Here is a 26,122-nt window from a genome sequence, read left to right on the forward strand (position 1 = left end):
CCCGGCCCCTTCTCGAAGATCCGTCGATAGATGATGTAAGCGGTTACATGACACGGGAGTAATGCGCGCCGCAAGCCGCGTTCGGCCGCATTTCGGGCTATTTTTCAGCGAAGCTTTGTGTTCGAGGACGCCGGGTGAAGAGCGACTGCCTGACAACTCATTGCAGGCCCAAGGTTTTTCTGGAGATAGTCTAAAACACTGCACCAATAACCAACGCTTCAGGCGCGCGGCTTGGTCGCACGGGCTGGCCTCAGTTCGAATCGACCGACGAGGCATGAAAAAGGTCCGCACCGTCGAAACGGTGCGGGCTTTGGAATCGCGTGATGCGCGTCAGGCGGGATTCAGATCCGACAACCGCCCGCGCAGCATCTGCAGCATGGCGGAAAAGTCGAGTCCGCCGTGGCCCATGCCGTCGAACAAGGCGTACAGGGCCTCGGCCTGAGCGCCGAGCGGCGTGGAGGCGCCCGATTTTGCCGCCGCATCCTGGGCCAGCTTCAGGTCCTTCAGCATCATGGCCGTGGCGAAACCACCCTGATAGCCGCGGTTCGACGGGGCGGTCGGCACCGGGCCAGGCCAAGGGAAATAGCTGTTCACACTCCAGCACTGACCAGTAGATTGAGATGTGATTTCGAAGAAGCGCTCCGGGTCGAGGCCCAGCTTCTCGGCCAGGGCGATGGCTTCACATGTGCCCAGCATGGAAATGCCCAACAGCATGTTGTTGCAAATCTTGGCCGCCTGACCCGCGCCGTGGTCGCCCGCGCGGATGACGACCCGGCTCATCGGCGCCAGCGCCAACTCGACGCGCGCGAAATCGGCCTCGTCGCAGCCGACCATGAAGGCCAGGCTGCCCGCTTCAGCGGCCACCACTCCGCCAGACACCGGCGCGTCAGCAAAGGCGTATCCGGCGGCCTTCGCAAGACCGGCGACCTTGCGCGCCGTCTCCACGTCGATGGTCGAGCAATCCAGCAGCAGGGCCGAAGAGGGCGCCGCGCCGATGATCTGTTCCGAATAGACCTTCAGCACATGCGGCCCGGCGGGCAGCATGGTGATGACGACCTCGGCGTCCTTGACGGCCTCGGCGACCGAAGCCGCCGCGCCGCAGCCGGCCGCACTGGCCCGCTCTAGCGCCTGCGTTGACAGGTCGAAGGCGGCGACCGCATGGCCGGCCTTGGCCTGGTTGGCGGCCATGCCGCCGCCCATATTGCCCAGGCCGATGAAGGCGATCTTGGTCATGGTCTCTCTCCCTTGAATCTTCCGCTCATCCCCGCGAAAGCGGGGACCCAGGGCTTATGCCAGCGGCGTCCATTTTTCATTGTCCGGCAGGGGCGCGAACAGCGCATCCAGCGTCGATGTCGTAACGCCCGACAGGTCCACCGGAGACCATTTGGGCGCATTGTCCTTGTCCACGATCACGGCCCGCACGCCTTCCTGGAAGTCGTGGGTCGCGCCGATCCGGCCGCTGACGGCGTATTCGACGGCCATGTTGTCGCTGAACGACGCCGCCTTCGCCCCCTCGCGGATATGACGCAGCGTGACCTTCAGCGAGGTCGGCGACTTGGTCTTCAGCGTCGCCAGTTGCGCCGAGGCCCAGTCGGACCCGTCCGCCTCCAGCGCCGCGAAAATCTCCTCGACCGTGTCGAAGGCGAACAGCCGATCGATGGCCTCGCGATGGGTGGCCAGAGGCGCAGGCCCAGCGTCCTTTGCGTGACGTGTGGCGACTGCAGCCGGATCGGCGGCCTCGACCAACAGATCGGCTTTCAACGCCTCGACGCCGTCGCTCGGCACGAAATGCGTGTGGATACCGAGCACCACCGTGTCCGCCGCCTTCAGCCGCGCGCCCGTCAGGCCGATCCAGACGCCGGTCTGGCCCGGCAGACGCGGCAGGAACCATCCGCCCCCGACCTCGGGATACAGACCGATGCCCGTCTCAGGCATGGCGTAGGTGGTGCGTTCTGTGGCGATGCGGACGTCCGCCGGTTCCGAAATCCCGACGCCGCCGCCCATGACGATGCCGTCAACGATGGCGGCGATGGGCTTGGGATAGCCGAACAGCAGGTTGTTCAGCCTGTATTCGGCCAGGAAGAAGGCCTTCGCATCCACACCGTCGCCCGCACCGCTGTCGGCGATCATGCGGATATCGCCGCCAGCGCAGAAGCCCCGCTCGCCCGCATGATCGATCAGCACGGACCGAACCGACGTGTCATCACGCCAATTTAGCAGCGCCGCGATCATCGCCTCGCACATCGACCGGTTCAGCGCATGGATCGCCTTGGGACGGTTCAGGGTGATGCGACCGACGCTGCTCTCGATGCGGGTTATGACTTCGGGTTCGGTCATGAACGCCCCTTTGTTCTGGCGGCCTCGAACTCAGTTACGGCAGACAATACCGGCAATCCGAGCACATCATCGGTTTCCCACCAGAAGACCGGCGGCTTTGACGTATAGAGTTCTGATGCGACGCTCATCATCGCCAAATGCAGCGCCTGGACGGAATCAACGCCGAACGCCTGACGGCTCGCCGTGGGCCTGTGCGGCCATTCGATGTGATAGGAACAGTTCCAATCGCCTTTAGATCAGGCGCGGGTTTCGCCCAACGGACCATGAACGGCGTCGCCTCTCCAGCCAACACCATCTGGTACCTGCGCTCGCAGACGACATCGTTCATTGTCGGGACTTCCGCGTCGGACTTTTTACCCAAGCTCATCGCTCCAGAACGCGACTGACCGCCGCAAACGCCCATGCAGCCAATGCAAAAGCGCCGCCGATGCAGATCACTTCGAGATAATTCGGAAGTAGAACAATGTATTCTGCTCAAACGGCGCGACACTCCCTCGGAGATCGTCAAACAGCCATCCAACCAGGAAGACGCCCTTTAAGATCAGGACGATCCCAGCGGGAATGGCGGACGCGACGATCAGGAACAGGCTGCGCGACCCGCCGAAGGCTCTGGCGATCCACCATCCGAGGATCAGGAACACCGCGCCGAACAGTCCGATCTGAAACCCGCCGACAACGACATCCATTGGCGACATTGCTCCGACCATATGCGCCATGTCGGCGTCCAGCCCTGTTCGAACGGATTCGATGAAGATCAGACAGCCGCTGAGCACCTGGCCAAGAACCAGCGCGGATACACCCAAGGCGGCCCAGGACCAGGCGACCGGTTTGCCGCTCATCACCGCCTCATTTCCCGCGCCACGATCACGCGCATGATCTCGTTCGTGCCTTCCAGGATGCGGTGGACCCGCAGATCACGCACGATCCGCTCCAGCGGATAGTCCTTCAGATAGCCGTAACCGCCGTGCAGTTGCAGCGCCTCGTCGGCGATCTGGAAACAGGCGTCGGTGGCCAGCCGCTTGGCCATGGCGCACCACTTCGTCTTCTCAGGATGATCGTTGTCGATGGCCCAGGCGCCGCGCAGCACCATCAGCCGCGCCGCCTCCAAGTCGGTGGCCATGTCCGCCAAACGGAACTGCAGCGCCTGAAACTCGCCGATCGGACGGCCGAACTGTTTGCGCGTGGCCACGTAATCCTGGGCCGTCTCCAGCGCCAGCCGCGCCCCGCCCAGCGAACACGCGGCGATGTTCAGCCGCCCGCCGTCCAGCCCGGCCATAGCGTAACGGAAGCCTGCCCCCTCTTCGCCCAGCAGATTGGCGACAGGCACGCGGCAGTCGTCGAACTGGACGATGGCGGTCGGCTGGGCGTTCCAGCCCATCTTCTTCTCCTGCGCGCCGAACGACAGACCGGGCGTCCCGGCCTCGATGACAATGGCGCTGACGCCTTTGGCGCCCTCCCCGCCCGTGCGGACCATGACGACATAGAGGTCGCTGGTCCCCGCGCCCGAGATGAAGGCCTTGGACCCATTCAGCACATAGTGGTCGCCGTCACGCACGGCCGTAGTCCGCAGCGCCGCCGCATCCGATCCCGAACCCGGCTCGGTCAGGCAGTAGCTCGCGATCCTGTCCATCGACACCAGCGACGGCACGAACCGCCCGCGCAGCTCGTCCGACCCGAACCGGTCGATCATCCACGTCGCCATATTATGGATCGAGATGAAGGCCGCCGTCGCCACGTCGCCGCGCGAAAGCTCCTCAAAGATCAGCGCCGCCTCGACGCGGCCAAGGGCCATGCCGCCGTGTTCCTCAGCGGTATAGATGCCGCAGAAGCCCATCTCGGCCGCCTGCTTCATCACATCGACGGGGAAGTGTTTGTCCTCGTCCCAGCGGGCGGAATGGGGCGCCAGTTCGGCGTCGGCGAAGGCGCGGGCCGCGTCCTGAATGGCGCGCTGATCGTCGGTAAGGGCGAAATCCATGGCGACCTCAGCGCATCGTCGGAATGACGAACGAACTGTCCGAATGCTCCAGGGCCGAATCCGGCCAGCGGGCGGTGACGGTCTTGGTCTTGGTCCAGAAGCGGACGCCCTCCATGCCGTGCTGGTTAATGTCGCCGAAGGCCGAACGCTTCCAGCCGCCGAAGGTATGATAGGCGACCGGCACCGGGATCGGCACATTGATCCCCACCATGCCGACATTGACCCGAGCGGCGAAATCACGCGCCGCGCGGCCGTTCTGGGTGAAGATGGCGACGCCGTTGCCGTACTGGTGGTTCGACGGCAGGGCCAGCGCCTCCTCAAACGTCTCGGCCCGCACGATCTGCAGCACCGGTCCGAAGATTTCCTCCTGATAGGACGACATTTCCGGCTTCACGTGGTCGAACAGCGACGGGCCGATGAAATAGCCCTTCTCGTGCCCTTGCAGGCTGAAGTCGCGGCCGTCGACGACCAGTTCGGCGCCTTCCTGCACGCCCTTCTCGATCCAGCCGGCGATCCGGTCGCGGTGCTGAGCGGTGACGACAGGGCCATAGTGGGCGCCCGCGTCGGTGGACACGCCGACACGCATCGACGGGATCTCCGCCACCATCCGCTCGCGCAGTTCGTCGGCCGTCTTCTTGCCGACCGGCACCACGACCGGCAGGGCCATGCAGCGTTCACCGGCCGAGCCATAAGCCGCGCCCGACAGATCCTTGATGACCTGATCCATGTCGGCGTCAGGCAGGACGATGCCGTGGTTCTTGGCCCCGCCCATGGCCTGGACCCGCTTATGGTTGGCGGCGCCGGTTTGATAGACATAGTGGGCGATGTCGGACGAGCCGACGAAGCTGACAGCGTGGACCAGCGGATGGGTCAGGATGGCGTCGACCGCCGTCTTGTCGCCGTGCACCACGTTCAGCACGCCATTGGGCGCCCCGGCCTCCAGCATCAGTTCGGCCAGGCGCACCGGCAGGGACGGGTCCCGTTCCGACGGCTTCAGCACGAAGGTGTTGCCGACCGCGATGGCCACGCCGAACATCCACATCGGGATCATGCCGGGGAAGTTGAACGGGGTGATGCCCGCCACCACGCCCAGCGGCTGGCGCATCGAATAGACGTCGATGCCGGGGCCGGCGCCTTGGGTGTATTCACCCTTCAGCGCGTGGGGAATGCCGCAAGCGAACTCGATCACCTCCAGCCCGCGCTGGATGTCGCCCTTGGAGTCGGCGATGACCTTGCCGTGTTCGCTGGACAGCAGTTCGGCCAACTCATCCATCCGCGCCTCGACCAGGCGTTTGAAGTCGAACATGACGCGGGCGCGGCGCTGGGGATTGGTGCTGGCCCAGCCGTCGAAGGCGTTCTGCGCCGCCTGGACCGCGCGATCGACCTCGCCGGTCGTCGCCAGCTGCACGCGCGCCTGCACCTCGCCGGTGTTGGGGTTGAACACGTCGCCGAAACGCCCGGACGCGCCGTCGAAGGCCGCACCGTCGATGAAGTGGCGGATGTCGCGCATGGCCTGATCTCCCTGATCGTTCTTTTGTTCGCTTATGGCTATCACTCCGGCGCGCGTGTCGATAATGCAAAGTTGCAGCCAGCTTTCTGCATTTTTGCACGACGGGATCATTCGCGATGTTCGACTGGGACGACCTTCGCATCTTCATCGCTGCCGCACGGGCGGGATCTCTGGGCGGCGCGGCAGTGCGGCTGGGCGTTGACGCGGCCACCGTCGGGCGACGCGTGGCGCGGCTGGAAAGCACGCTCAAATCCACCCTCGTCGTCCGGTCCACCACCGGGCTTCAGCTGACGGCGGCGGGCGCCCAGTTGCTCGACATGGGTCTGGAGGCCGAAAGCGCGATGGAGGCCGCCGCGCGTGTGACCCAGGCCGACACCCTGGCCGGCGTCGTGCGCATCAGCGCCTCGGAAGGCTTCGGCGTCAGTATCGTGGCCCCTGCCCTGCCCGCCCTGCGCCGCGCCAGCCCCGGCCTGCGGATCGAACTGGCGGCCACGTCCGGCTTCCTGTCGCCGACCCGACGCGAGGTGGACATGGCGATCACCCTGGCCGCGCCAGACGCCGCGCGCCTGATCGTCGAGCCGCTGACGCCCTATCAACTCGCCCTCTACGCCTCGTCCGATCACCTGGCGCAGCACGGCGCGCCCCAGACCGTCGACGACCTGACCGCCTTCGACATCGTCGGCTATATCGACGACCTGATCTATGCGCCTGAGCTGCGATACCTGGACGAAGTGCGCCCCGGCCTGACACCTCATGTCGCCTCGTCCTCGATCCGCGCTCAGAAGGAGATAATCGCAGCCGGCGGCGGCATTGGCGTCCTCCCCTGCTTCCTGGCCGAAGGCCTGGTGCGCGTCCTGCCCTCGATCCTGATCGAACGCCGCTTTTGGCTGGCCACCCACCGCGACGTTCACGACACTTCGCGACTGCGGACAGTGCGCACCTGGCTGAAGTCGCTGTGCGAGACGCGGCAGGCCAGCCTTCGCCCCTACTGATCTCGCGACGCCGACGCAGCAGCTCTGCGTGTATTTTCTGACGCTCGTCGAGCAAAGTTCGCCTTCGAGGGAACGGAGGTCGCGCCCAAATCTTAATACAGGGCGAGCGAGACCTGCCATGACCCTGACCTTCAGCCTGACCCTGATCACGACCCTGCTGAGCGCCTCCAACGGCCCCTTGCTCAAGGACGCCGCGCTGTATGCCGCGCCGAAACCGGCCATCGAGCGGACCATTGCGCCGCAGCCTGCCTCTACCGATCGTTTCAGTGTTCGTCTGCGCTGTATGGCCCTTGCATCGGGCCAAGTAACCGACTGTGTCGTGCTGGAAGAGACGCGTCCCGGCTACGGGTTCGGCGAGGCCGCCTTGGCCCTGATGAACGGCGCGGAGATCACACCCATTGTTGAACGCGGCCGCCCTGTCGATGCCCCATTCGAACGGACGATCGACTTCACACCCTAAAGGTGATGGACGAGGTGCCCCCTGGCCAGTCCTCACAGACCCGCGAAATCGACCGCCTTGGCGAATAACTCGCCCCGACTTTTGACGTCGAGTTTTCTGTAGGCGTGCTTGATATGGGTGCGCAGCGTCTCGATCGAGATGTCCTGCCGCTGAGCGATCCGACCGGTCTCCACACCCGCCAGCATCATTGTGACGATCTGGGTTTCGCAGGGCGTGAGATGATGAAGTTGAAGCATGACTTCATAAGACACCGGGTCCGCGATGCGGTGCGCGGCGAACCCGATGCTGGCTTCATCGCCTGGGATAAGTTGTTGGGCCCACAGCAGCCATTGTCGATCCGCCTCCGGCGGCGTGATGCCGAACAGGGCGGCGTCCATCGGTGCATCCGCCAATATTCGCCCAAGGACACCCGCCGTCTTGTCGTTCTCGGCGATCAGAATGTTGTTGGTCGCGCGAAAACCGCCGCCCCCGTCCTTGAGCATCCGATAGGCCGCGTCGTTGACCCAATGAATTCTGCCTGACCGCGATAGCAGCATCCGTACGCGGGGATCCGTGTTGACCCAGGCCGTGATTGCGCGCGACCAGGTCGGCGCTTCGCTGGGTTCGTCTTCAAACATGAAGACGGCCTGCTCGGAATCAGGATCTTGCCCCGAGTGTTCCCCGGACAGGAACCCTGTAACACCCACAATCACCCCAGCCTCCCTCTCTAGCCATGCCACGCAGGCGCATCCGTTTTGCGAAACAAACTCAAGTGTTCGCAAGTCGATGGCTGGCTCCACCCTAATCCCTATTAATAAAAATGGCATACCCGAGTTAGGGGAGATAGTTCCCTTAAGCTGCTGACGGTTAATTTGTCACGCAAACAAGCACGGATGTACCGTCGCCAATCCACAACTCAAAGGAACCGTGTAACAATCTTCGATTGTAATGCGAGGCACTCGTCGGCGGCTTCTGTGACACGCCGATTGTCGGCGTTAGCCCGAAGCTTCGCCATATACATGGCAATCGGGATCTCGCACGGCGGCTGGCGCACCAATCCTGATACCAACATTGACTAGGTCAACACACGTAATCGCTTTGGCGATGCGGCTCTTTTCGCCTGGGACTTAGATGCCGTCGTTGCTTCTGGAGGATGCAATGCCCGCTCCCATCAACGGGGTCGGGGGTAACGAAGACTTGGAGGATATCATGCGTGCATATCTCGTTGCGGCGGCGACCGCCGTCGCGGCGCTGTTGGCCCTGCCGACTGCGTCGAACGCCCAAACCAATGTGACGGTCTCGACCAGCGTCACCAACTTCTGTGGCATCGGCCTGGCCAATGTCGCCGGGGGCAATGTCGCCGTCGCCAACGGCGCCCGTCAGAAAGTCACCACCCTGCGGATGTCGTGCAACTCGGCGACCGGCGCCAAACTGACGTCCAGCGCCGCGAACGGCGACTTCAAATCCCCCGCTGGCGTGCTGATCAACTACGACTGGGACCTGTCGGTGCCGGAAATCCCCAGCATGGGCTTTGCGGCCGTCGACACCTATCCGGGCAGCCCGGCGATCGTCACCAATTCGGGCGGCTACAGCCAGAAACTGGCTGACGGCATCTTCGGCGATCTGTTCCTGAACCTTTGCTACAATGTCCCCGGCGGCAGCGGCGTCGGCGGCACGCAAGGCGACCCGTCCAACCCCGGCTCGTCGGGCTGTGCGGCCTCCCCCTCGGGTCCAGGTGCGGCGTCCGCCCCCGCCGGCACCTATTCCGAGACGTTCACCTTCGCGCTCAATCCGGCCTGATCGCGACCAACAGGGCCGCCCGCAGGCGGCCCTGTTTTCTTTCGTGTTTCTGCAAGATGAGGGGGAAGTCATGAGGGTTCGCGATTTCGCGACGGTCCTGGCCGTCGGCATGCTGCTGATCGGCTCGGCCACATCCAGCCGGGCGATGGACGTGTCGCCCATGGTCGCCAAGATCACGCCGGCCGGCAGCGGCTCCAGCTACCGCCTGACCGTGCGCAACACCAGTTCGACCCCGGCGACGGTCGAAATCGAAGTCTATCGGATGCAGGTGGACGACAAGGGGGCGCGCAGCCTGGTTCCAGAAGAGAACGACATCGTCGCCTTCCCCGTCCAATCGGTCATTCCGCCCAACCGCGATCAGGTCGTTCAGGTACGCTACCTCGGCGACCCCGGCGAAGACGGCCGGATGTATCTGGTCAGGGCCGCCCAGCTGCCCATCAACATGCAGACGATGAACGCCGATGGCGGCGCCGGCGCCGATGTCCAGGTCGCCTTCACCATCAACACCTACGTCTTTGTCGCCCCTGCCCGCGCCAAGGCCTCGGTCGAGGTCGGCGCCGTATCGCGAGCGCCCAATGGCGACATCCTGATCGACGCTCGCAACCCGGGAACCGGCTTCGTTCATCTGCGCGAGGCCCGCTACATCCTGACGACAGCCGACGGAAAACCGCACGAGGTCGCGGCCGCCGATGTCGATGTCGGCGAGGTCAGCGTCATCCCCGGCGGCGGCACGCGACAGATCCGGGTCCCTGCCGCCCTCGTCTCCACCCTCGCCCCCGGAGACGTCACCGCCTCGATCGCCCTTCTGTGAGCGTGCGGGATGGCCGCCCGGTCAAACCTTCGCCTTGTCCACCGCCGCCGAGTCGGCCGCCTGGGCGTGGTTGCGTGTCTGGGAGGCTCTCTCGCCGCGGCCCTGAACGCCAGCGCCGTCCAAGGCGCCGACGAGATCATTCGCACGGCCTCCGACTATGACGGGCGTTCGACGGGACCGTGGATGGCGACCGTGGCGATCGACCGGACGCACGAGGCCGCAGCCGCCGCCGCGCCCCTGTCGTCCGCCCCGACCATAACCACCCGCGTCCAGGATCAGACGCCTTCCGCCCGACCCATGCCGGTCCTCAGCCCGATCCAGGGGCCGTTGACCCTGGAGGGCAAATATCTGGGCGACGTCAGCGGCGAAGTCGACGCCCAGGGCGAGGGTCTGGTCGACGCAGTCGGTCTGATGGACCTGTTGAAATCGCAGGTGGCGCCGCGCGTGCGCGAGGCGCTGACCGCGCGGATTGGGGCGCAGACCAAGGTCAATATGGCCGACCTGAACACCGATGGGTTCTCGCTGACCTTCGACCCGCTGTCGCTGACCTTCGTCGCGACGCTCAGCCCTGACGCCCGCGCTCAACGCCGGATCGGCTTTTCGCAGGAAGAAAGCGTCGATCCCGCCGCTTTCGATCAGCCCGCCAACTTCTCAGCGGGCGCCAATATCACAATGGCCCAGCAGTATTCGCACACCGACAGCCGGTTCTCGCCGCTTCAGGGCGGCGTCGACATGTTCGCCAATCTGGGCGGCTTCGACGGCGTCACCCTCACGGCCGGCGCGGACTACGACGGCAGCGCGAATGACAGCCGCTGGACGCGGCGAGAGATCCGCCTGACCAAGGACCTGTTCAACTCGGCCGTGCGACTGACGGCCGGGGAGTTCGCACCGCCGGTCGAGAGTTTTCAGGGCTCGCAGCGCTTTTTGGGCCTGTCGGCGGCTCGGGCCTATTCGACCATTCGCCCTTTCCAGAACGTCCGCCCTTCGGGCCGCCGCCAGTTCATCCTGGACCGCCCCGCCCTGGTGGTGGTCGAGGTCAATGGAGTCATCGTCGAGCGTATCCGACTGGAGGCGGGTCCCTATTCGCTGGGCGACTTTCCGTTCGGCGAAGGCGCCAACACCGTCCGCCTTCTGGTGGAAGACGACAATGGTCAGCGCGAGATCGCCGTGTTCGACCTGTTCGGCGGCGCCGGCCTGCTGGATCGCGGCGTGCTGGACTTCGGTGTGTCGGCCGGCGTTCTCGAACAAGGCGGACAGCTGCAATATGGCTCGACCCTGGCCACGACAGGATTCGTGCGAAAGGGGGTCAGCGACGCCATGACCCTGGGCGCCAATGCCCAGATGGCCAAAGGGCGCGGCCAAGTCGGCGGCCTGGCCATCTGGGGCTCTCCCGCCGGCCTCATCCAGGTCAGCGGCGGCGGGAGCCACAACGGCGACACGGGAGATACGGGCTATGTCGCCGCCGTCGACTATCTGCGCGAAGTCCGCTTCAGCCGCGATGTCGAACTGCGTTTCGTCGCCTCGGCCCAGGCGACCAGCAAGTTCTTCCAGAGCGCCTTCGACGAAACCGCGTTCAACCGCGAGAAATGGCGAGCGGCGGCGCGGGTTCTGCTGCGGCTGCGGGACTATTCGGTGACCGCTGGCGGCGCTTTCGTCAAAGGCCGAAACCAGAGAGACCGCACGGATCTCAGTCTCTCGCTCGGCCGCAGCTTCCGCAAGTTCGCGGTCAACCTGGCCTGGCAGCAGGGCACGGCGGAGGACGGCCGCAAGGAAGACCGCATCGGCTTCACCCTGACTTCCCGCTTCGGAGGCCGCTGGAGCAGCACGGCGCGTTACGACAGCGACAGCGACTTCCGCGAGGTCGGGGTGTCGCGCGCCTCATCGGGCCGTCTGAACGATGTCAGCGGCGACCTGCGCCTGTCGCAGGACCGCTCGAACCAGGCCGTTTCCGCCGATGTCCGATACATCAACAACCGGTTCGATGCAGAGTTGGTGTCCAACCGTCTGGTGTCGTCACAGCCGGGCGGCGCCACCCGCCAGGAGTCGCTGTGGCGCCTATCGACCATGATCGGTTACGCCGATGGCGCCTTTGGCATCGGCCGCGCCTCGCGCGAAGGATTCGTAATCGCCAGCCGGCATCCCACCCTGTCGAAGTCGCGCGTCAGCCTGACGGATTCCAGCGGCTATCCCATCGCCCACAGCGGCCTGCTGGGCCCGGCGATGGCGGGGATCGACCGCGCCTATGGCGTGCGGCGGTTCGAGATCGACGCCGAACCCCTGCCCGCCGGCTATGATTTGGGGGCGGGCGTCGTCACGGTCTTCCCCGGTTTCGGCAATGGCTATCACCTCACCGTCGGCAGCGACGCATCGCGCACGGCGCGGGGCGTGCTGGTGTCGTCGTCGGGGCCGGTCGGGCTGGTCGGCGGCCAGCTCAAGCGCGCCGATCAACCGGACGACGCCGAGGGCAAGTTGTTCTTCACCAACCGAAGCGGACGCTTTGTCGCCGATGGCCTGGCGCCTGGCCGCTATCGCATCGTCATCCAGGGCGCCGTCGTCGGCGAGTTCGTCGTCCCGGCCAATGAGGGGGGAATCGTCGATGTCGGCGAGATTCATACAGTCCAGTAAAACGCCCTCGCTCGCTGCCGCGCGCCAGTGGATGTCGCCCTTCCTGGCGGCGACCGTCGTGCTGTTCGCGGGGTTCGCGTGTCGCGCCCAGACTTGCGACCTGGCCCTGACCCAGGGTCCCGGCACGGTAACGATCAACTACAATCCCTTCGCGATCGGGTCTTCGTCGGGCGCTCTGAACCTGAAGCTGGAAAACCGAACCGACAGCGCCTGCGACATCCGACTGTCCTTCACCGACGACGCCGGGGCCGAAATCGCAGGCGTGCCGGTGGGCGGCGTGGGTGTGCAGTTCAAGCCGCGCGAGACCTCCGGCTTCGTCGCCTCCAGCCTTGAACCCGGCGTGTTCAACTTCACCCTCGCCGGCCGCACGACCCAGGATGTTCAGTTCGACGCCGCCGTCGTGGTGGACGCTGTGCCCGAAGCCGGCGAGCATGACGCCGACCTGCACATCCTGGTTCAGGACACGAACCGCACCGATATTCTGCCGTCCATACCCCTGCGGGTCTCGCTGCTTTCCACGCCCCGCGCCCAGTTGAATATTGCGGGCGCGGCTGGCGCCTTCGGCTCGAACAGCAGTGTGGAGACGGTGGACTTCGGCGACGCCGTCACGGGGGCGACGCGACGCATTTTCGTGCAGGTTCGCGCCAACGCCCCCTCGATCCTGACCATCAAATCGGAACATCAGGGCGTGATGCGACGGGTGACCGCCGACGACATCGTGTCGGATTCGACGGTGCCCTACACCGTCGATCTGGACGGCGTCGCGGTGGATCTAACCTCCCTCTGGACCCGCGAAGTAGATCCGCCCCGAACCCTGGCCGGCATGTCCCTGCCGATGTCGTTCACGCTCGGCGTTGCGGGCGCTCAAATGGCGGGGCGATACGAGGATATACTCACCATTGATGTATCTCCGAACTGATTATCCTAGATCTATCAATGGCCTATACCCCATCTTGGTTAGCCAACATGGGCTATTACCCAGACTTATCCACCATGTTAACGATTTGCGCGTGCCGAAAGGGCTGTCGGCAGGATCGATGCCGCCCGCTTGCGGCGGCCGTCGAGGCGTAGGGCTGAGGGAAGACATCAGGATGATCGAACACGACGTTATGACGACGGCGGTCAGGCACAGGGCCGCGCGTCAGTATCGGACCCAGGTCGGGGAAGCCGTCCCCCCCCGCGTGTTCAGTACGCTCAAGGTGAACGATGGACGGCTCGACGCCCAACGCGGCGCGGCGTGGTTCGAGCATGACATGATGGCGCGTTTTGTTCTCGACCCGCATGGTCGCATCCTGCACGCCAACGCCAGGGGCCGCGACCTGGCGGCCTGCGGCGTGATCGGATCGGGCGAAATGTTCATCTGCTCCACCCATCGCAATCGCCCCGAGTTCGAAGTGCTGCTCGCGCGTCTCGCCGATGGTCGGCAAGCCAGTGGACGCATCCTGTTTCGTGCGGGGGACGACGCTTGGTGCCTGCTTGACCTCGCCGTCCTGCCCGACGTGGCCGACAAGATTTTCGCGACGGCCTCCCAAGCCAGACCGCTGAGCGCAGAACGGATCGAGCCTCTACGCGCCGTCTTCGGCCTGACGCGCGCGGAGACGTCTGTTCTGTCCTACCTGACCTGCGGCGACGCGCCCAAGGACATCGGCCGCAAGCTGGACATGTCCATCCACACCGTCCGCGCCCACCTGCGCGCCATCTGCATGAGGATGGGCGTCAAGGGGATCACCGGCGCGCTACGTCTCAGCTTCCAACTCACTCCCTGACAGGGATTACCGCGCCGGGGCGATGCGCCAGACGGTGTTGGACAAGTCGTCAGCGACCAGCAGCACGCGCTTGTTAGCGTCGAAGGCGACGCCGACAGGGCGGCCCCGAGCCTCGCCGTTCTTCAGGAAGCCGGTGGCGAAATCGACAGGCGGTCCTGCCGGACGACCGGCGTTGAAGGGCACCCAGGCGACCTTGTAGCCGGACGGATCCTGACGGTTCCAGCTGCCGTGCATGCCGATGAAGGCGCCGTTAGAAAACGCGCCGCCGAAGCCGCCGTTTCGCGCGAAGTCGATGCCCAGCGCCGCCACGTGCGATCCCAGGGCGTAGTCGGGCTTGATCGCCCTGGCGACCATTCCCGGGTTCTGCGGCATCACGCGCGGATCGGTGTTCTGGCCCCAGTAGCTGTAGGGCCAGCCGTAGAAGGCGCCGTCGCGGACCTGAGTCAGGTAATCCGGCACCAGTTGCGGGCCCAGTTCGTCGCGCTCGTTGACCACCGACCACAACAGGCTGGTGGTCGGCTCGATCGCCAGGGCGGTCGGGTTGCGAATGCCGGTGGCGATGGTGCGGCGCGCACCGGTCGCGCGGTCGATTTCCCAGACCACGGCGCGCTCTTCTTCCACGGCCAGGCCGCGCTCGCCGACGTTGGAGTTGGAGCCGATGCCGACGTAGAGTTTCGTCCCATCTGCGCTGGCGGTCAGGGACTTGGTCCAGTGGTGGTTGATGCGCGACGGCAGTTCTGTCACCCGCTCGGCCGGCGTCGCAATGCCGGTCTGGCCTGGCTGGAAGGCAAAGCGAACCAGCGCCCCCTGTTCGGCGACGTAGAGATAGCCGTCGACGTAAGCGAGACCGTATGGCGCATCCAGGTTCTCGACCAGGACAGTGCGGAGTTCAGGGATGCCGTCGTTGTTGCCGTCGCGCAGCAGGGTGATGCGGTTGCCGCCCTTGATCTTGGTATTGCCCTGTTTCTTGATGACGCCGGCGATCACGTCCTTGGGTCGCATGGCTGGCGCGTGGCCGCCGCGCCCCTCGGCGATCAGCACGTCGCCATTCGGCAGCACCAGCATCTGGCGAGGGATCTTCAGATCGGTGGCGAAGGCGCTGATGGTGAAGCCTGCAGGCACGGTCGGCGTCTCGCCGTTCCAGTTCGCCGGCGGGCTGATCTTCATCGCCGGAACCAGGGTCTCGTTGACCTGGGGCAGGTCGGGCGCACTGCCCGTCTGATTCAGCTTGGGATCGCTGGCGTTGCCGCAAGAGGCGACGGTCAGGGCCATGGCAAGGGTCGCGGCGCTGGCGGCGAGCAGGTTCTTGTTCATCGGATGGTCTCCCGCGCGGCATAGGCGGTCCAGCCGGCGACCAGGACCAGGATTGTGCAGAGGATGGACAGGATCACGCCGAAAGCGCCGACCGAGCTCCAGGCGTCCTGGCTGTGTTTGAAGGCGTTCACCAGGCCCAGCACCCAGGCCAACGCCAGGGTGACAAGATGGAGCGTGGCGCGGTTTGACCGGCCGTGGCGCAGGCCCAGCACGAAATCGAAGATGGAAAAGACGCCGGCGACCCCGCCGAACACCAGAGCGCCGGTGATCAGCCAGGCCGAGAAGTTGGTCCACTGGATCTCGGCCGTCTTCAGATAGGCGATATCCGTGAACAGGGCGAAGGTGAACAGCGCGATCGGAAACGCCAGCAATAGGCCGTGCAGAGGTCGAACGACCGCGCCTGATAGTCCATGGATGCTCATGCCTGCCCTCTCCTGAAGTCTAGCTTGGCTAACCGTCTGATCGCGAAATGGTTCACCCGCCCTGGATATCGGCGCTGCGTCATTTCCGCTCGCCGTCAGACTGGCGCCAACAAGACCATGGTCTGAAAAATGACGCCGATCCCGCCCAGCAGCCCGCCGGCGACCGCCAGCCGCAGGCCAAAGGCGCGGGTCTCGTCGGTTGGTTTCATTCGCAGCCAGACGATGCAACGCCAGCACAGACCGGCGATCACCAAAAGACAGATCAGGCTGAAGGCTAGCCCCGCCCCATTCCAGGCGGCGGCGTCATCGCGGGCCACATCGCTGGCGCTCGACAGCAGATACAGGCCCAGGAAATGGGCGGCCCAGATCAGCAGGCCGCCCAGCATCAGTAGCCAGAACTTCATGCGACGACGCCGGGAAACAGGCGGATCAGCAGGGTCGTCGCCGCGCCTTGAACCGCCGTGAAGGCCAAGAACAGGGCGACCAGTTCAAAGGTGGCGGGATACTTGGGCGACACCAGACCGCACAGCCAGCGCAGCACGACGAACGGTCCCATCAGCAGCGAGATGCCGACGAACATCCCCTGCCAGGCCAGCAGAGCATAGACGGTCGCGCCCTGGCTGGACGCGTCGGGACGCAGGCCCGAGTTCCACCACGCCGAAGCTTCGGCCGCCCAGGCGCCGCCCGCCGCCAGGGTCGCAGCCAGCATCAGGACGGCGGCGATGCCGGCGCTACGCGGCCGATCCAGCTTCAGCGCGCCTTGAGACGCCCAACCGCCCAAGCCGGCTGCAATGAGGAGGCCCAGCGTCAGGGGCAGCGAACCCAGGTCAGGCGGCGCCAGCCACAGATCCGGCCGTCGGCTCCACAGGAAGATGTAGGAGAAACAGGCCATGATCGCCACCATGCCCGCCACGATCAGGGTGATGACCATGGCCCACCAGCCGTGGCTGCTGGGCCCGGACACATATGTCGGCAGCCGCACGCCTGCGCCCACATCCACCGTCGCCGGGCCGCTGGGCCGGTCCAGACCCCAGCACCATTTCAGGATGCAATAGATGGCCAGGACGCCGCTGATGACCGAGACGAGATAGGCCTGGATCGTCAGGATCAGGAAGAATCCTGCCGTGAAGATCGCGCCCCACACATACCAGCTGGAGGGTCGGGGCATGCGTTGCAGGTATTGCGGCTCGGCGTTGATCGGACTGGTGATCATCGTCTCACGCTGGCCGCGCGGCGCGCCGGGCAGGAAGTATCGGCCGGCCTCCACATCGCGGGCCAGCTCCGGCTGGTCCCAGACGGGATACAGGCTTTTGATCACCGGGACGGACCGCAGCGAGTAGCGGCCAGACGGCAACCACTCCAACCCAGGCCCGCCGAAGACATTGCCGGCGTCCTTGTTCCCGAACGGGCGGAAGTTGCGGATCATATCGACGACCCACAGCAGTACCGCCAGGCCGAACATGAAGGAGCCGACGGTCGAGATCATGTTGGGCAGCTCCCATCCGCGATCCGGCAGATAGGTATAGACCCGGCGCGGCATGCCCATCAGCCCGGTCAGGTGCATGGGCATGAAGGTGACGTTGTGCCCAACGAACATCAGCCAGAATATCCACTTGCCCCAACGCTCGCTCAGCGGCCGGCGGCTGGACATCGGCGTCCAATAGTAGATGGCGGCGAACAGGGGAAAGACCATCCCGCCGATCAGGACATAGTGCAGGTGGGCGACGATGAAATAGCTGTCGTGGGCCTGCCAGTCGAACGGCACCATGGCGACCATGACCCCGGTCAGCCCCCCCATGACGAAGATCACCAGCCCCCCGACCGCAAACAGGCCGGGCGTGTTGAATCGCATCCTTCCCGCCGCCAGGGTGGCGATCCAGGCGAAGACCTGAACCCCCGCCGGCACGCTGACGGCCATCGAGGCGGCGCTGAAATAGTTGATCGAAATCTGCGGCATGCCCGTGGTGAACATGTGGTGCGCCCAGACGCCGAAGCTGATGAACCCCGTCGCCAGCATGGCCAGGACCACCAGCCGATAACCGACCAGCTTGGTCTGGGCGACGGCCGGGATCACGGTGGACATCGCCCCCGCCGCCGGCAGGAAGATGATGTAGACCTCCGGGTGGCCGAAGAACCAGAACAGGTGCTGCCACAACATGGGGTCGCCCCCCTTGGCCGCATCGAAGAAGGGCCAGCCCAACGCCCTCTCCAGCTCCAGCAGCAGGGTCGACAGGATGATCGACGGGAAGGCGATGATGATCATGCAGGCGAAGATCAGCATGGCCCAGGCGAAGATCGGCAACTTGTCCAACGTCATGCCCGGCGCGCGGGTCTTCAACACGCCGACGATGATTTCGATGGCGCCGGCGATGGCCGAGATCTCGATGAAGCCGATGCCCAGCAGCCAGAAGTCGGCGTTGATCCCCGGGGAATAGGTGGTCGAGGTCAGCGGCGGATACATGAACCAGCCGCCGTTCGGCGCCAGGCCGAAGAACAGCGAGGCGAAGAAGCATAGCCCGCCGACCAGATAGGCCCAGAAGGCGTAGGCGCTCAGCCTCGGGAACGGCAGGTCGCGCGCGCCCAGCATCTGGGGCAACAGCAGCACGCCCAGCGCCTCGACCGCCGGGACGGCGAACAGGAACATCATCACCGTGCCGTGCATCGTGAAGATCTGGTTGTAGGTCTCCTGCGCCAGGAAGCCCGTCATCGGCAGGGCCAGCTGGGTCCGCATCAACAGGGCCAGCACCCCGGCCAGCACGAAGAACAGCATGGCTGCGCCGACGTAATAGACGCCGATGTAGTTGTTGTTGATCGCCGTGATCCACTCCCACGGACGCCGCGGGCCGCACCAGACCTCCTCCAACTGCTCCAGTTCGCCCTCGGGCCGGGGCTCGGTCGTGGGAAAGCGTTTGTAGAGTTCGGGATCGAACCCGGTTTCCGAACTCATTTGAGGCTTTCCAGATAGGCGGCGACGGCGCGCACGTCCTGACCCGACAGGACCGCATAGGAGGGCATTCGGTTGCCCGGCTTCAGGCTCTGACTGTCCGAGATCCAGCCGGCCATCGTCCCCTGATTGTTCGGCAGGATGCCGGCGCCCAGGGTCTGGCGCGACCCGACATGGGTCAGGTCAGGCCCGGCCAGCCCGTTCGCCTCGGTCCCACGAATGGTGTGGCAGGCGGCGCAGCCCGAGGCGGCGAAGACGTTGCGCCCCTGGTCGATCAGCGCCAGCGGTCCCTGAGCCGACGGCACGGCGGCGGCCGGTCGCGACTGTCGCGCCAGCCAGGCGGCGTAGTCGTCCGGCGCATGGGCCACGACCACCAGCCCCATCAGGGCGTGCGGCCCGCCGCAATATTCCGCGCACTGTCCGCCATAGGTTCCGGGCGTATCGGCCTGCAACCGCATGAAGTTGCGCCGTCCGGGGATCATGTCGGTCTTGCCGCCCAGGCGCGGCACCCAGAAGCTGTGGATCACGTCCGCGCTTTCCAGCTCGAACACCACCGGTTGACCGGCGGGGACGTGCACCTCGTTGGCGTCCTGGACGATCTCGCGGCCCTGGTCGTCCAGATAGGCGACGCGCCACCACCACATCTCGCCCGTGACCCGCACGCGCATCTCGCCCGGCTTTGGCGCATCGGCCACCCGCGCCGTCGTCGTCAGTCCATAGATCAGCAGGCCCGTCAACACGACCACCGGAAAGACCAGGCCGGCGATCCAGATCAGCCGCTCGCCCCCGACCCGCCGCTTCCACCTGCGCGGCCCGAACAGGGCGACGCCCAGCGCGACCAGCACGACGACCATGACCACCGCCGCCATGACGAACAGCACCCAGGCCACTGTCTGGATCGGCCCGGCGAACGGCCCGGCCGGATCGAGCACGGGCGGGGGCCAGCCGGCGATTCCGGGAGGGGCTTCAGTCTTCATCGAGCGTGTACAGATAGGCCGCGACGTCGCGGGCTTGGTCTTGCGTCAGGGGCATGGGCGGCATGGCGGTTCCCGGATCCATCGACGGCGCGTCGATCAGCCAGCGGATCAGGACATCGGGCTGGTTCGGCAGGCGTCCCGCGATCAGGGGCCGCGCCCCGAACCCCGCGAGGTTCGACCCCGACCGCCCCTCGGGCCAGGCGACGCCGGGAATCTTGTGACAGGCGGCGCAACCGACTTCCTCGATCACCGCCAGTCCGGCGGCCGGGTCGGCCTGGACCATCGGTCGCGGCAGGTCGGCCTTGTCCACGCAGGCGCACAGGGCGAGCGCCAGCGCGCCGGTCGTCGCCCGCCGCCCCATCGCCTCGCCCGTCGTCCGAAAACCCATCCGCCCCCCAAAGCTTCGCCAGACCAATCCCCTTCGAGGGCGGAGGTTCCCGACTGCGACATGCGGCCCCGTCTTCATGTCATGGGGAACCTCCGCCATAAGCAGGTGTTGCACCGCAGTGCGCGCGACCCTTGCCCCTTTTTTATTGTTGGCCCTGGCCGCCTGTGATTCCAGGCAGGGCCAGACAGACCGCGCCTTTGCCGCGAACGGCCAGATAATCGCCATGAGTGGCGGCCCGGGCGGCGCGGCCAACGCGTGTTTCACCTGTCACGGCCTAGACGGCGGCGGCGACGGCGTGGCCGCGCCACGCCTGGCAGGACTGGACGCCGGCTATCTGCAGAAACAGATGGAAGACTACGCCTCAGGCCTGCGTCCCGACGACGCCATGACCCGTATCGCTAAGGCGCTGGACCAGAAAGGCCGTCGCAATGTCGCGGCCTATTATGCGGCGCTGCCCATCCCGCAAATGCCCTCCCCTCCCGCCACGTCCACACCCGCCATCTATCTGAATGGCGACGCCTCGCGAGGGATCGTCGCCTGTGCCTCCTGTCATGGCGTGGACGGCCAAGGCTCGGGTCAGGGCGGCAATCCGCAGATCGCGGGCCAGCCCGTCGCCTATACGCTTGAACAGATCGACCGCTGGAAGTCGGGCGAGCGCCGCAACGATCCGCGCGGCGTCATGGCCGCCGCCGTCAAATCGCTTTCGGACCCAGAAGCCCGCGCCATAGCGTTCTGGCTGTCGACACGACCCGCTTCTCCAGGGCCCGCCAGCGCCGCTGCCACCGGGTCCGCCTCGGTCGAAGCTGCGGCACGACCGGCAGCATCGCGTGAAACACGTCGTCCCTATCGATCAGATGGTGCTTGAGCGCGGCGCCGGCGTGGATGGGTATCATCAGCAGCAAGGTCACAACCAGCCCCCAGTGCATCCATTCCGCCGCCGCCTCGATCGCCCATAACTGGGTGTTCGACAACTCCTGAAGCGGCAGCAGCGGCCATTTGATGAAACCCAAGGTCTCCAGCTGCCGCGTCCGATCCGTCGCCGAAATCATGGCCCAGCCCGACAGCGGCAGGCCGAACAGGCAGATGTAGAAGATATAGTGGGTCACATGGGCGGCCATGCTCTCCCACCCCGGCTTGTCTGCATCGTTGATCAGATTGGGCGCCAGCAACCGCCACGACAGCCGCCCGATCACCAAAATCAGCATCAGCACCCCGACCGCGAAATGCAGGTCATAGGCGGCCACCATCGCCCCGCCAACCGGCTGACGCCCCATCCACCAGCCCCAGCCGAGCTGGAAGATCACCAGCCCCGCCATGACCCAGTGGAACAGGATGCCGACAGGCGAATACCGCCCCTCGTCATGGTGCCCCGCCGCCCATTCGAGTAATTGCGTGAAAAGCTTCTCGATCACGCCGCCCGCGCCTCGACATCAGGCCCGATCATCCGACCCAGCCGCCAAAGCGCCGCGAACAGATAGAGCGCCGCCGCCGGCGCCCACATGATCAGCCCGGCCGCCTGCTGGTCCTCCAGCGGCGTCATGCCCCAGGCCAGGGTCGTATAGGCGTGCGGCGCATAGACGGCCTGACCCGCAAAGGTCAGCACCGCTCCCAGCAGCCCCATCGCCAGCATCGCCGCCAGAAGCGCCAATACCGCCGCCGGCGCCGTTGCCGCACGCGCGCAGGCCCAGAACCAGACAGCGCTGGCCAGCAGGCTGATCTGCATCACCCAATACACAGCGTCATTCGACAGAGCCGCCGCATAGGCGTCCGGCGCATGCCAAGCCCAGAACACCACCGCCTGCATGGCCGTCGCCAGCACCAGCGACCCATACCGCCGATCCGGCAAGGCTGCAGCTAGCAGAGGCGCCGCAACCCCCACCAGCAAGACATGATGCACGGTCCGCGCCGAAAACAGCGCCGAACTCAGGGCGCAGAGGGGCGAGACAAACCCAAACGCCAGCACCGCCATCGCCGCCAACCCAAACGCTCGACGCCGCCCCTCCAGCCGCCACGCGATCAACCCCGTCGCCGCAACCAGCACGACCAGCAACACTGGATCGAGATTCCAGCGCCATTCGCCAAACTCAGGCGCAGGCCCGCAATAAGGCGTCCAGGCCAAGGCCGGGCTCATGATCGCATCTTCGGCTGCCGCACGCGCATCCCCTCAAGCTCCTGCTTGAAAGCCTGGACGCCCCGACGGGTTCCCGGCCCGCGACCCACCTCACTCCGTCACGGACCAAAACCGGACATAGGAACCCCGCTCCCCTCCTCAGGTTAAACTTCCACACTGGATGTTGGAATCGCCATGCCCCTCTCTGCCAGGTTCACCTCTGCCGAAACCGCGTCTTCTGCTGCCGCGTCGGGTGCCGGAGAGAGATCGCGCGGCCTCGCCCAAGGTGGGTTGGGTGGGGCTGAGGACGAGCTCCTGGAGTCGGGTCAGGAGGAGGTCTTTTCCCGCACCGAGGTGGAAAGCGGCGTAATCGAACATCATTCCGGGGAGCACGCGTCAAGCCACGACAAGACGCATGCAGATGTGGCCGCGCCGTGCGCTGATACGGTCTAAGCCATGGCCCAGGGCTTGCGAGACGCCATTCCTTCCACTGCAGTTCACCTCTGCATCGACATGCAAAGGATGTTCGTCGAGGAAACCGCGTGGCGGGCGCCTTGGGCCGAGCGGGTTCTTCCGATGATCGTGCGGCTTTGCGAGGCGAAGACGGAAAGGACGTGTTTCACACGTTTCATCCCCGTGGCGCACCCCGATGAGGGCCACGGCGCCTGGCGTCGCTATTGGCGCCATTGGTCATCGATGACGTTGGAGGCGCTGGATCCCGGGTTGATCGAGTTGACCCTGCCGCTGCAGCGGTTCGTCCCGCCTGCACGCCTGCTGGACAAGCGGGTCTATTCCCCCTGGCTCGGCACATCGCTTCACGATGATCTCCGAAACGCAGGCGTCGATACGGTGGTCATCAGCGGCGCGGAAACAGATGTCTGCGTCCTGGCGGCGGTCTTGGGCGCCGTCGATCTCGGTTATCGCGTCGTGGTCGTCACCGATGCAGTGTGCAGTTCGGCGGACGGGCCGCACGACGATCTCCTGGCCCTCTACAGCGATCGGTTCGGTCAACAGATCGAAACGGCCGAAAGCGACGAGGTGCTTGAAGGCTGGCGCACATGAAACCGCGCGCCTCCGTCCTTCGATATCAACTTCGATACTGTGATGGCGGCGAGCCTGAGACGCTGATCGCCACGGATGGGGCTGACGCCCTGCAGCAGGCGCGGCGACGCGCCGAACGGCACAACGCGACAGTCGCTTTGTGGAGAGATGGCGCCCTGGTCGCTGAATACAGGCCCGCGCTTGAGCCGAAGTCTGCTGAAGACCCCCGGGATCTGATCGCCAGGCTGGTCGAGGCCGGCATCTATATCTTCACGTCTCCGCCGCTCGCCGATCGCCAGGACACATAGGAACCAGGTCGAAACCACTCTGTTGATTGGCTGTCGAACGAGGGGAACACGAGGTGAGACATGGCTGGCGATAAATCCGTCGCGGACTGGAGGCCGATCAACCCGCCCGAGGAGCACGGCGCGCGGAATGGCGCGCTACCGGCCTACGTCTCGAACGGCCTGATCGGCCTTCGCGTGCGGGAAATGGCGCTCGCGGCCGGCATGACGATGGTCAACGGCGTGGTCGGCGAAGATCCCGAGCGTCGGATCGAGGCGGGCGCTCCGGTTCCCTATCCCCTGGAGGCCGACATCTGCATCAACGGCGTCTGGCTGTCGGACCAGCCCTGGTGTGTCAGCGACCTTCGCCAGGCCTATGACTTCGCCACCGCGGAACTGACGACACAGTGGCGCGCACAGTTCGGCGATGTGGAGGCAAGCATCGAAGTCGTCACCTTCGCCAGCCGCACCGCCCCGGTGTTGGTGCTGCAGGAAGTCACCGTGCAGCCCGACGCGAGTTGCACCATCAAACTGCGCGCTCGAACCTCGACCGCAAATCTTCGCGGTCGGGTCGTGCGACGGCGGACCGACACGCCGGGCGAGCCGGAACCCGCGTGTGACGGGTCCCTGCTGTGGTCTACCGACGGCGACCTTTCCACCTGCGGACTGGCGCTCTGGACCGAAACGACGCCTGCCGCAAACCGCGATGTCACCCATTGGGACGCGATCGGGCCGCTACAGACGACCTACGATATGGGCCTAGTCGGCAAGCGCGGCGTTCGACTTCGACAGTTGGCGGCGCTCGTGCCGTCGCTGATCCACGCCCGCCCGGACGAAGAGGCGGTGCGTCGCGTGGCACGTGCCGCGCAAAGCGGGTTCGACACCCTGCGCAGGCGCAACCGCGAGGCGTGGCGTAACCTCTGGCGCGGACGGATCGTCGTGAAGGGCGCCAGCGTCGAGCATCAGGCGCTCATCGACGCCGCCTTCTTCTATCTCAACAGCTCGGTGCATGCGGCCTCGCCCGCTGCGACCTCGATCTTCGGCCTGGCCGCCTGGCGCGACTACACCTACTATTTCGGCCATGTGATGTGGGACATCGACGCCTTTTGCGTGCCCCCGGTGGCCCTCAGCCAGCCGGATTCGGCGCGAGCACTGCTGGCTTTCCGAACACGGGGCATGTCGGCCGCTGCGTCCAATGCGCGCCTGTCCGGTCGTCGGGGGCTTCAGTTCCCGTGGGAGGCGGCCCCGCTGACGGCGCAGGAGGCCACGCCGGGCGGGGGATCGGGCGCGGCGCATGAGGATCACGGCTCGCTGCACGTCGCCCGCGCCTTCAGCCTTTTCGCCGATGCCACGGGCGAAGAAACTTTCCTTCGCGACGACGCCTGGCCCGTGCTTGACGGTGTGGCGAACTGGATCGTCAGCCGACTGACCCTGACCGGGCGTGGCTATGAGTTGCTGCGCGCGACCGGACCGGCCGAGGTGCCTAATCCGCCCGACAACGACGCCTTCACCCTGATGCTGATCGACGACGTCTTGTCGCGCGCCATAGCGACGGCTGAGGCGATCGGACGGAACCCGCCTGCGGCCTGGCGACGGGTCCGTGAGAAGCTCTATCTGCCTGTGCGATCCGACGGCGTGATCGCGGCACACGACGACTTTCGGGTCGATGAACCCAAGGGCGCCACGCCATCGCCTCTGGCTGGTCTGTTCCCTGGCGGGTTTCAAACCGACCCGACGACCGCGTGCAAGACGTTGGATTTCTACCTGTCGCATTGGGAGGAATACGTCGGCGCCCCAATGTTCCCTGCCCTCTACAGCGCCTGGGCCGCAATGGTGGGCGACCGCGCCCTGGCGCTGAAACTGTTCGACGTCGGCTACGCCGCCTATGATGCCGGCCGCTTCCATCAGTGTCTGGAATACCGCCCCGACCACCCCGACAGCGAGACGGCCGCCGGCCCGTTCTTCGCCAATCTAGCCGGCATGTTGATGGGGCTGCTCTACGGTTTCACGGGTCTGAACGCGCGGGGCGATCCGGCGAGTTGGCCCGCCCGCTTGACGACACTGCCGCAGGGCTGGGAGGCCATCACCGTCGAAAGGATTTGGCTGAACGGATGCGCCGCCCGCTTGCACGCCGAGCAGGGCGCATTGGCTGAAATTACCTGGCTTTAAGGTCCCGACCGAACGCGCCTTCAACAATGCGATGGACAGTGTGGCGCCATTTCCGCGTTTGCGCACTCTCTGCGCCAGCAAGGCCTCATCCGCAACGCCGGCTCAGCGCCTGACGGCGAAACGGCCGGAGGCATCGCCATCGACGACAGCTTTTATCCCCTCGCAGGTGATGGGGGTCAGGATCGTCTGTTCTGCCTCGGCCTTCCCTTCATTATGGG

General features: G+C 65.6%; 24 protein-coding genes and 2 pseudogenes. 11 read left to right on the forward strand and 15 right to left on the reverse strand.

The features are described from left to right. Positions 1 to 330: 330 nt before the first annotated feature. The 6 genes and pseudogenes from mmsB to ACZZZD_RS05170 form a co-directional block, all read right to left on the reverse strand. The gene (gene mmsB, locus ACZZZD_RS05145) at positions 331 to 1,233 is read right to left on the reverse strand and encodes a 3-hydroxyisobutyrate dehydrogenase (RefSeq protein ID WP_463433234.1); all 903 of its coding nucleotides are present in this window, start codon (positions 1,231 to 1,233) and stop codon (positions 331 to 333) included. A 54-nt stretch (positions 1,234 to 1,287) separates the two neighbouring features. Continuing rightward, a complete protein-coding gene (locus ACZZZD_RS05150; RefSeq protein WP_463433236.1) occupies positions 1,288 to 2,337 on the reverse strand; it encodes an enoyl-CoA hydratase/isomerase family protein in 1,050 nt (349 codons plus the stop codon). Then, a pseudogene (locus ACZZZD_RS05155) lies at positions 2,334 to 2,555 on the reverse strand (DUF6968 family protein); the annotation flags it as partial. The pseudogene ACZZZD_RS05155 and the gene ACZZZD_RS05150, both read right to left, overlap by 4 nt. Positions 2,556 to 2,771: 216 nt before the next feature. Beyond that, on the reverse strand, positions 2,772 to 3,176 hold the full coding sequence (locus tag ACZZZD_RS05160) for a hypothetical protein (RefSeq protein WP_463433238.1): 405 nt from the start codon (positions 3,174 to 3,176) through the stop codon (positions 2,772 to 2,774). Continuing rightward, complete coding sequence (locus ACZZZD_RS05165) at positions 3,176 to 4,312, reverse strand: isobutyryl-CoA dehydrogenase (RefSeq protein WP_463433240.1); 1,137 nt, start codon at positions 4,310 to 4,312, stop codon at positions 3,176 to 3,178. Before ACZZZD_RS05165 ends, ACZZZD_RS05160 begins: the two co-directional genes overlap by 1 nt. A 7-nt stretch (positions 4,313 to 4,319) precedes the next feature. After that, on the reverse strand, positions 4,320 to 5,822 hold the full coding sequence (locus ACZZZD_RS05170; protein ID WP_463433242.1) for a CoA-acylating methylmalonate-semialdehyde dehydrogenase: 1,503 nt from the start codon (positions 5,820 to 5,822) through the stop codon (positions 4,320 to 4,322). Between the two features lie 116 nt (positions 5,823 to 5,938). Between ACZZZD_RS05170 and ACZZZD_RS05175 the strand changes: the two genes are divergently transcribed. Continuing rightward, a complete protein-coding gene (locus ACZZZD_RS05175) occupies positions 5,939 to 6,814 on the forward strand; it encodes a LysR family transcriptional regulator (RefSeq protein WP_463433244.1) in 876 nt (291 codons plus the stop codon). 118 nt (positions 6,815 to 6,932) lie between these two features. Next, on the forward strand, positions 6,933 to 7,274 hold the full coding sequence (locus ACZZZD_RS05180) for an energy transducer TonB family protein (RefSeq protein WP_463433246.1): 342 nt from the start codon (positions 6,933 to 6,935) through the stop codon (positions 7,272 to 7,274). 32 nt (positions 7,275 to 7,306) lie between these two features. Here ACZZZD_RS05180 and ACZZZD_RS05185 read toward each other — a convergent pair whose 3' ends face one another. After that, complete coding sequence (locus ACZZZD_RS05185; protein WP_463433248.1) at positions 7,307 to 8,053, reverse strand: helix-turn-helix transcriptional regulator; 747 nt, start codon at positions 8,051 to 8,053, stop codon at positions 7,307 to 7,309. A gap of 409 nt (positions 8,054 to 8,462) precedes the next feature. Here ACZZZD_RS05185 and ACZZZD_RS05190 point away from each other — a divergent pair, with 409 nt between their 5' ends. The 5 genes from ACZZZD_RS05190 (at position 8,463) to ACZZZD_RS05210 (ending at position 14,255) form a co-directional block, all read left to right on the forward strand. Then, positions 8,463 to 9,053: a hypothetical protein gene (locus ACZZZD_RS05190; protein WP_463433250.1), complete on the forward strand. Its 591-nt coding sequence runs from the start codon at positions 8,463 to 8,465 to the stop codon at positions 9,051 to 9,053. Positions 9,054 to 9,123: 70 nt separating this feature from the next. After that, positions 9,124 to 9,864, forward strand: coding sequence for a fimbrial biogenesis chaperone (locus ACZZZD_RS05195; RefSeq protein ID WP_463433252.1), 741 nt, complete (start codon positions 9,124 to 9,126; stop codon positions 9,862 to 9,864). A 9-nt stretch (positions 9,865 to 9,873) separates the two neighbouring features. After that, positions 9,874 to 12,489 (forward strand): fimbria/pilus outer membrane usher protein, encoded by a 2,616-nt coding sequence (locus tag ACZZZD_RS05200; protein ID WP_463433254.1) that lies wholly within the window; start codon positions 9,874 to 9,876, stop codon positions 12,487 to 12,489. A 31-nt stretch (positions 12,490 to 12,520) separates the two neighbouring features. Continuing rightward, the gene (locus ACZZZD_RS05205; RefSeq protein WP_463433256.1) at positions 12,521 to 13,408 is read left to right on the forward strand and encodes a hypothetical protein; all 888 of its coding nucleotides are present in this window, start codon (positions 12,521 to 12,523) and stop codon (positions 13,406 to 13,408) included. 172 nt (positions 13,409 to 13,580) lie between these two features. Beyond that, positions 13,581 to 14,255 (forward strand): helix-turn-helix transcriptional regulator, encoded by a 675-nt coding sequence (locus ACZZZD_RS05210; RefSeq protein WP_463433258.1) that lies wholly within the window; start codon positions 13,581 to 13,583, stop codon positions 14,253 to 14,255. Positions 14,256 to 14,261: 6 nt separating this feature from the next. Here ACZZZD_RS05210 and ACZZZD_RS05215 read toward each other — a convergent pair whose 3' ends face one another. The 6 genes from ACZZZD_RS05215 to ACZZZD_RS05240 all read right to left on the reverse strand — a co-directional run bounded on the left by ACZZZD_RS05215 (position 14,262) and on the right by ACZZZD_RS05240 (position 20,300). Further along, positions 14,262 to 15,527: a PQQ-dependent sugar dehydrogenase gene (locus tag ACZZZD_RS05215; protein ID WP_463436087.1), complete on the reverse strand. Its 1,266-nt coding sequence runs from the start codon at positions 15,525 to 15,527 to the stop codon at positions 14,262 to 14,264. A 38-nt stretch (positions 15,528 to 15,565) separates the two neighbouring features. Continuing rightward, a complete protein-coding gene (locus ACZZZD_RS05220; protein ID WP_463433260.1) occupies positions 15,566 to 15,991 on the reverse strand; it encodes a DUF2231 domain-containing protein in 426 nt (141 codons plus the stop codon). 95 nt (positions 15,992 to 16,086) lie between these two features. Next, positions 16,087 to 16,395, reverse strand: a complete 309-nt coding sequence (locus ACZZZD_RS05225) for a hypothetical protein (protein ID WP_463433262.1) — start codon at positions 16,393 to 16,395, stop codon at positions 16,087 to 16,089. After that, a complete protein-coding gene (gene ctaD / locus ACZZZD_RS05230; protein WP_463433264.1) occupies positions 16,392 to 18,938 on the reverse strand; it encodes a cytochrome c oxidase subunit I in 2,547 nt (848 codons plus the stop codon). The genes ACZZZD_RS05225 and ctaD overlap by 4 nt, the downstream gene beginning before the upstream one ends. After that, positions 18,935 to 19,912 (reverse strand): cytochrome c oxidase subunit II, encoded by a 978-nt coding sequence (gene coxB, locus ACZZZD_RS05235; RefSeq protein ID WP_463433266.1) that lies wholly within the window; start codon positions 19,910 to 19,912, stop codon positions 18,935 to 18,937. The genes ctaD and coxB overlap by 4 nt, the downstream gene beginning before the upstream one ends. Further along, positions 19,902 to 20,300, reverse strand: a complete 399-nt coding sequence (locus ACZZZD_RS05240) for a c-type cytochrome (RefSeq protein WP_463433268.1) — start codon at positions 20,298 to 20,300, stop codon at positions 19,902 to 19,904. The genes coxB and ACZZZD_RS05240 overlap by 11 nt, the downstream gene beginning before the upstream one ends. A gap of 223 nt (positions 20,301 to 20,523) precedes the next feature. Between ACZZZD_RS05240 and ACZZZD_RS05245 the strand changes: the two are divergent. After that, a pseudogene (locus ACZZZD_RS05245) lies at positions 20,524 to 20,985 on the forward strand (c-type cytochrome); the annotation flags it as partial. A gap of 7 nt (positions 20,986 to 20,992) precedes the next feature. Here the strand turns inward: ACZZZD_RS05245 and ACZZZD_RS05250 are convergent. Together ACZZZD_RS05250 and ACZZZD_RS05255 are read right to left on the reverse strand one after the other, a co-directional pair. Then, complete coding sequence (locus tag ACZZZD_RS05250) at positions 20,993 to 21,712, reverse strand: cytochrome b (RefSeq protein ID WP_463433270.1); 720 nt, start codon at positions 21,710 to 21,712, stop codon at positions 20,993 to 20,995. After that, entirely contained in the window at positions 21,709 to 22,431 is a 723-nt protein-coding gene (locus tag ACZZZD_RS05255) for a cytochrome c oxidase assembly protein (protein WP_463433272.1), read from the reverse strand. Before ACZZZD_RS05255 ends, ACZZZD_RS05250 begins: the two co-directional genes overlap by 4 nt. Positions 22,432 to 22,866: 435 nt before the next feature. Here ACZZZD_RS05255 and ACZZZD_RS05260 point away from each other — a divergent pair, with 435 nt between their 5' ends. The 3 genes from ACZZZD_RS05260 to ACZZZD_RS05270 are packed head-to-tail and all read left to right on the forward strand — an operon-like array spanning position 22,867 to position 25,904. After that, on the forward strand, positions 22,867 to 23,472 hold the full coding sequence (locus tag ACZZZD_RS05260; RefSeq protein ID WP_463433274.1) for a cysteine hydrolase family protein: 606 nt from the start codon (positions 22,867 to 22,869) through the stop codon (positions 23,470 to 23,472). After that, positions 23,469 to 23,759, forward strand: coding sequence for a hypothetical protein (locus ACZZZD_RS05265; RefSeq protein WP_463433276.1), 291 nt, complete (start codon positions 23,469 to 23,471; stop codon positions 23,757 to 23,759). Before ACZZZD_RS05260 ends, ACZZZD_RS05265 begins: the two co-directional genes overlap by 4 nt. Positions 23,760 to 23,819: 60 nt before the next feature. After that, the gene (locus ACZZZD_RS05270; protein ID WP_463433277.1) at positions 23,820 to 25,904 is read left to right on the forward strand and encodes a glycoside hydrolase family 65 protein; all 2,085 of its coding nucleotides are present in this window, start codon (positions 23,820 to 23,822) and stop codon (positions 25,902 to 25,904) included. Positions 25,905 to 26,122 lie beyond the last annotated feature (218 nt).

This window comes from Brevundimonas sp. AC546, from assembly GCF_979258305.1.

Excerpts from the sequence above, each read along its gene's own strand:
- mmsB (WP_463433234.1), bottom strand. The coding sequence starts at position 1,233 with ATGACCAAGATCGCCTTCATCGGCCTGGGCAATATGGGCGGCGGCATG.
- ACZZZD_RS05150 (WP_463433236.1), bottom strand. The coding sequence starts at position 2,337 with ATGACCGAACCCGAAGTCATAACCCGCATCGAGAGCAGCGTCGGTCGC.
- ACZZZD_RS05160 (WP_463433238.1), bottom strand. The coding sequence starts at position 3,176 with ATGAGCGGCAAACCGGTCGCCTGGTCCTGGGCCGCCTTGGGTGTATCC.
- ACZZZD_RS05165 (WP_463433240.1), bottom strand. The coding sequence starts at position 4,312 with ATGGATTTCGCCCTTACCGACGATCAGCGCGCCATTCAGGACGCGGCC.
- ACZZZD_RS05170 (WP_463433242.1), bottom strand. The coding sequence starts at position 5,822 with ATGCGCGACATCCGCCACTTCATCGACGGTGCGGCCTTCGACGGCGCG.
- ACZZZD_RS05175 (WP_463433244.1), top strand. The coding sequence starts at position 5,939 with ATGTTCGACTGGGACGACCTTCGCATCTTCATCGCTGCCGCACGGGCG.
- ACZZZD_RS05180 (WP_463433246.1), top strand. The coding sequence starts at position 6,933 with ATGACCCTGACCTTCAGCCTGACCCTGATCACGACCCTGCTGAGCGCC.
- ACZZZD_RS05190 (WP_463433250.1), top strand. The coding sequence starts at position 8,463 with ATGCGTGCATATCTCGTTGCGGCGGCGACCGCCGTCGCGGCGCTGTTG.
- ACZZZD_RS05195 (WP_463433252.1), top strand. The coding sequence starts at position 9,124 with ATGAGGGTTCGCGATTTCGCGACGGTCCTGGCCGTCGGCATGCTGCTG.
- ACZZZD_RS05200 (WP_463433254.1), top strand. The coding sequence starts at position 9,874 with ATGGCCGCCCGGTCAAACCTTCGCCTTGTCCACCGCCGCCGAGTCGGC.
- ACZZZD_RS05205 (WP_463433256.1), top strand. The coding sequence starts at position 12,521 with ATGTCGCCCTTCCTGGCGGCGACCGTCGTGCTGTTCGCGGGGTTCGCG.
- ACZZZD_RS05210 (WP_463433258.1), top strand. The coding sequence starts at position 13,581 with ATGATCGAACACGACGTTATGACGACGGCGGTCAGGCACAGGGCCGCG.
- ACZZZD_RS05215 (WP_463436087.1), bottom strand. The coding sequence starts at position 15,527 with ATGGCCCTGACCGTCGCCTCTTGCGGCAACGCCAGCGATCCCAAGCTG.
- ACZZZD_RS05220 (WP_463433260.1), bottom strand. The coding sequence starts at position 15,991 with ATGAGCATCCATGGACTATCAGGCGCGGTCGTTCGACCTCTGCACGGC.
- ACZZZD_RS05225 (WP_463433262.1), bottom strand. The coding sequence starts at position 16,395 with ATGAAGTTCTGGCTACTGATGCTGGGCGGCCTGCTGATCTGGGCCGCC.
- ctaD (WP_463433264.1), bottom strand. The coding sequence starts at position 18,938 with ATGAGTTCGGAAACCGGGTTCGATCCCGAACTCTACAAACGCTTTCCC.
- coxB (WP_463433266.1), bottom strand. The coding sequence starts at position 19,912 with ATGAAGACTGAAGCCCCTCCCGGAATCGCCGGCTGGCCCCCGCCCGTG.
- ACZZZD_RS05240 (WP_463433268.1), bottom strand. The coding sequence starts at position 20,300 with ATGGGTTTTCGGACGACGGGCGAGGCGATGGGGCGGCGGGCGACGACC.
- ACZZZD_RS05255 (WP_463433272.1), bottom strand. The coding sequence starts at position 22,431 with ATGAGCCCGGCCTTGGCCTGGACGCCTTATTGCGGGCCTGCGCCTGAG.
- ACZZZD_RS05260 (WP_463433274.1), top strand. The coding sequence starts at position 22,867 with ATGGCCCAGGGCTTGCGAGACGCCATTCCTTCCACTGCAGTTCACCTC.
- ACZZZD_RS05265 (WP_463433276.1), top strand. The coding sequence starts at position 23,469 with ATGAAACCGCGCGCCTCCGTCCTTCGATATCAACTTCGATACTGTGAT.
- ACZZZD_RS05270 (WP_463433277.1), top strand. The coding sequence starts at position 23,820 with ATGGCTGGCGATAAATCCGTCGCGGACTGGAGGCCGATCAACCCGCCC.